4 protein-coding genes and 1 riboswitch are annotated in these 4,481 nt (G+C 66.1%); of the genes, 1 reads left to right on the top strand and 3 read right to left on the bottom strand.

The window, feature by feature from the left end:
* Window positions 1–141: 141 nt before the first annotated feature.
* Window positions 142–762, top strand: a complete 621-nt coding sequence (locus tag AC56K1_RS22860; protein WP_497160069.1) for a hypothetical protein — start codon at window positions 142–144, stop codon at window positions 760–762.
* 4 nt (window positions 763–766) lie between these two features.
* Here AC56K1_RS22860 and AC56K1_RS22855 read toward each other — a convergent pair whose 3' ends face one another.
* The 3 genes from AC56K1_RS22855 to AC56K1_RS22845 are packed head-to-tail and all read right to left on the bottom strand — an operon-like array spanning window position 767 to window position 3,894.
* Window positions 767–2,068 (bottom strand): cobyrinic acid a,c-diamide synthase CobB, encoded by a 1,302-nt coding sequence (locus AC56K1_RS22855; RefSeq protein ID WP_497160068.1) that lies wholly within the window; start codon window positions 2,066–2,068, stop codon window positions 767–769.
* Window positions 2,069–2,096: 28 nt separating this feature from the next.
* Complete coding sequence (locus AC56K1_RS22850; protein ID WP_497160067.1) at window positions 2,097–2,870, bottom strand: ABC transporter ATP-binding protein; 774 nt, start codon at window positions 2,868–2,870, stop codon at window positions 2,097–2,099.
* 1 nt (window position 2,871) lies between these two features.
* Complete coding sequence (locus AC56K1_RS22845; protein ID WP_497160066.1) at window positions 2,872–3,894, bottom strand: FecCD family ABC transporter permease; 1,023 nt, start codon at window positions 3,892–3,894, stop codon at window positions 2,872–2,874.
* Between the two features lie 89 nt (window positions 3,895–3,983).
* A riboswitch (cobalamin riboswitch) is annotated at window positions 3,984–4,206 on the bottom strand.
* Window positions 4,207–4,481: the final 275 nt, after the last annotated feature.

Below are 4,481 nucleotides of genomic sequence, written 5' to 3'. Positions count from 1 at the left end.
ACGACTTTGCGCCGATGATAGTGCTGCAACCAGTGTGAAAGTAGGTTATCGTCAGGCTAGTTATAAGCAAAACCCCACCAGGTGATCCTGGTGGGGTTTTTTGCTTTGTGCAATGCAAAGCCCGCCGGTGGGATCCACAATGTGATCCTCCTCTCTGCGGGCTTTCTTGCGTCTGCAACCCCACCAGGACGGGGCCCTATCGTCCGGAACAAACCGTTCATCATCAAGAGCGGGCAGACCGTGATTACCCATGGAGAAGTCAGTACGGCGGTCGCCGATGCGGGGCTCACCGTCGGTAACCTGAACAGCGCAATGCGCCACTACTGGTCAGGCGACATGCCGGACAAACGTGAACTCGATGCGGTGGTAGGCCCGGCCGGCGCGACGCAATACCGCGGTTACCTCATGGATGGCGAGAATCTCTATGCCGCAGCGAGCACCAGCCAGGTCAGCGAGGTTCTCGCGCACTTCGGCGCCCGCAGGATCGTCGTCGGCCATACCCTGGTGGACGGCGTCACTGCCCTCCACCAGAACAAGGTCTGGGCCGTCGACGTCAACACGAATACCGCGCGGCCAGAAGCCCTGCTAAGTCGCAATGGCGAACCGATGATCGTGCCGACAGGCGTCGCCAGGCAGCTCGACGATGCCGCAGACCCTCGCCTGACCCGTCCTCTCAGCCTGCTCGCAAGCGCCGACATGGCCATGCTGAAGGGTTTGATCGCCTCGAACTACGCGCTGTCGCGCATCCCGGTTCCGTATTGAGTGCCTAGGTCCGACCGGCCCCGAACAGCGCTGCAGCGGCCGGTGGATTCGACGGGAAGTAGCTGTGGAAGTAGGACGCGGTGAGCGACCCGATACAAAATACCGCTTCGCCCTGCGTGCCCGTGTCGGTACTGACCGCATGGACTTGCGACAGGGCCGGCGTCTCCAGCCGCGAATAATGAAAGGTGTGTCCGCGCAAGGGACCTTGCCGTGTCGGCATCGCTTGCGAGCCGATGCCGCCGAGCCGCTCCTGCATCCAGACTTCCCCCGGCATCAAGCCGGCCATCGCCCAGCGCTTGCCCTCCTTGTCGGTCAGGCCATCGACAACCGCCATCATGCCGCCGCATTCGGCCACGATCGGCAAGCCGTGCGCGTGCGCCGCGCGGATCGACGCCTGCCAGTTGGCGGCCTTTGCAAGGCTTGCGCCATGCAGTTCGGGATAGCCGCCAGGCAGGAAGACCGCGTCCGCATCGGCCGGCACCGGTTCATCTTCCAGCGGCGAAAAATAGCGCAGCCGCGCGCCCATCCTTTCGAGTACCTCGAGGTTGGCCGGGTAGAGGAAACAGAAGGCGGCGTCGCGCGCGATGGCGATGGTGCGATGTTCCAGCGGGCGGCCCACATCCTGCCACTCCGGCGGCGACTGCGGCATTACCGGCAGCGACTGCCACACCGCTTGATTGAAGTGCAAGTCATCGGCGAGCTTGTCCAGCAGGGGCTCCAGATCCTCAACTTCAGCGGGCAGGACCAGGCCGAGATGGCGCTCGGGCAGGGGCCTGTCCTGCTGCGGCAGCCATCCGAGCAGCGGAATATCGCGCAGGGACGCGGCCACCATATCGGCATGGCCCTGGCCGGCGACGCGGTTGGCGACAACGCCCGCCAGCTGGATTGGCCCGTAGTCGCGCAGCCCGCGCGCCACCGCGCCCGCAGTCTGCGCCATCGCCGCCGCATCGATCACGGCCAGCACTGGTACCTCGAATTCGCGCGACAGGTCAGCCGCCGAGGGCGCGCCGTCGTATAGTCCCATCACGCCTTCGATCAGGATCGCATCGGCCTCGCGCGCGGCGTCGTGCAGGCGGCGCCGGCATTCGTCGATACCGACCATCCACAGGTCGAGCGTGTGCACCGGCGCACCGGAGGCACGCTCGAGCAGCATCGGGTCGATGAAGTCCGGTCCGCATTTGAAGACCCGCACGCGCAAGCCCCGGCGCAGCAGCTTGCGGGCCAGCGCCGCGGTCACGCTGGTCTTGCCCTGGCCCGTAGCCATCGCCGCGACCAATACGGCGCGCGCGCCTGCATCCCTGTTCATCGTTTCTCCGTTCCTGCCTGCCGGCCGGTCATGCCGGCGCTTCGATCGGGATAAAGATGCGGCGCCCCCCGTGTTCCAGCATCTCGATCGGGTGGCCCAGGTAGTCCCCCAGCAGCGCAGGCTGCATGGTCTGCGCCACCGGGCCGCCCTGCCAGCCGCCGTCGCCCTTCAAAAGTAGCGCATGGGTCGAAATCCGGTACGCCAGGTTCAGGTCGTGGCCGATCATGACCACAGTCTTGCCCTGCTCGCGGCACAGGCGGGCCAGCAGGCCCATGACGCCTACCTGATGCGCCAGGTCGAGTGCATTGGCCGGCTCGTCCAGCAGCAGCAGCGGCGTTTCCTGCGCAAGCAGCGCGGCAATCGCCACCCGTTGCCGCTCGCCGCCAGACAGGGTGCGTACATCGCGGCTGGCCAGGTCTGCCACTTCCATCTGCGCCAGGGCGCGCATGGCGGCCTGGTGGTCGTCGCTGCCCTCCCAAAAACGGTTGCCGTGATAGGGATGGCGCGCCGACAGCACCGTCTCGATCACGCTATAGGCAAAGGCGTCGTGGCGCGACTGCGCAAGGAAGGCGCGCTCGCGCGCCAGGTCCTCAGGCGCCCAGCGCTCCAGCGGCCTTCCACGCACCAGCACGGCCCCGGCGCTCGGCCGGTGCAGGCCGGCGAGCGTGCGCAGCAGGGTGCTCTTGCCGGCCCCGTTGCGGCCGATGATGCTCCAGCATTCGCCGGGGCGGGCGGCCCAGTCGAGCTGGCGGACCAGGCTGCGGCCGGCGACCTGCAGGTCGAGGTGTTCGGTCTGGATCATCTCACCTCCTCATGCGGTGCAACTGGTAGAGGAAGACCGGCGCGCCGATGATCGCGGTAATCGCCCCCACCGGCAGCTGCTGCGGCGCGATGACGGTGCGCGCGAGCGTATCGCAGACAACCAGGAAGCTGCCGCCGGCCAGCACTGCCGCCGGCACCAGCACGCGGTGGTCGGGCCCGAAGGCGTAGCGGCAGGCATGCGGGACGATCAGCCCGACGAAGCCGATCGACCCGGCACTAGTGACGGCGCTCGCCGTCAGCACACCCGACACGAAGAACAGGCCTTTGCGCAGCCGGCCGACGCGGATGCCGAGCGTCGCTGCGCTTTCCGCATGCAGCGCGACCACGTTCATGGCGCGCGCACTGCGCAGCGCATACAGGAGCGCCGCACCGAGCACCAGCCACGAGGCCAGGCGCACCGGTGCGCCCGACAAATCGCCGATCATCCAGAACACCATGTTGCGCAGGCGGCCTTCCGGCGCGAGCGAGAGCATCAGCGTGACCAGGGCCATGCACGCGGACGACAGGATCACGCCGGTCAGCAGCAACGTCGAGGTGCCGCCCTCCGCCGCCAGGCCGCTACGCAGGTCGCGCCGCGCCAGAAGGTAGAGCAGCATCGACACGGCGACCGCGCCGCCGAGCGCAGCCAGGTCAACCATCACTGCGGCGGACACCAGCAGCAGCGCGAGCAGTGCGCCCACCGAGGCGCCGGCGGAGATGCCGAGCACATAGGGGTCGGCCAACGGATTACGCAGCAGCGCCTGCATCATCACGCCGGCCAGTGCGAGCGCGCCGCCGGTGACGAAGGCAGTGAGCGCACGACCCGCACGCAGTTCGAGCAGCGAGGCGGCAAGCGAGCCGCTGTCGCCGCGCACGAGCTGACGTAGGGCGTCCGGCAGCTCGGCGGCTGGAATGGAAATGGATCCCGTCATGCCGGCAAACAGCAGGCTCGCAAGGGCGCACAACAGCAGCATGCCGATGACGAGCATGGCGTGCCGGCGTTGCGGGCGAACTGGATGGTGCATGCATTTCCTGGTCGGGTGCGCGGCTGTGACGCGCAATGACAACCGACCGACGTCCCCGTAGGCCAGATTGAACCGAAGCGCACAGTGGGTGCGCTTCTACCTTTTTGGCCGGTATCCGGGCTGGCAAGTAGGGCCATCCAACCTTCCCATGCGAATCGCACAGTGGTCATGGAAGACGGCTCGCCGCATTGCTGCAGCACTTGCTTACCGTTGCGGGGGCAGCACGCGTTGGCCTTCGTTGGAAGGTTCCGCGTTTCCCGTTTAACTGCGCCTGTGGGTACGGGCGCGTGCACCAAAACGCCATCATTATACGGTGTCGTTGTTGAGGAACTGCCGATGAGCCTGCAAATCGGAGAGGACTGTGCTTGGACCAGCGCCCAGGTTCCCCATCTAGTATTGGAAGCTATTCCCCAAAGCCAAAATAAAAAAATCGCATAGTTCGATTGGGGCCATTGTCAGTCCCGTGATCATTTGCTATAGTTCTGCTCCTCCGACGCACACGCAGCTTCACGGCAGCGACAGCGAAGGAAACGAAGGGGTTGACGAGAAACGCAAAACGCCGCATACTCTCTCTTCTCTGCTGCTGA

It is taken from the genome of Telluria sp. ZB4P37 (assembly GCF_059685855.1).
Note: the sequence above shows the minus strand (reverse complement) of the source record. Positions and strands in the feature narration are given on the sequence as shown.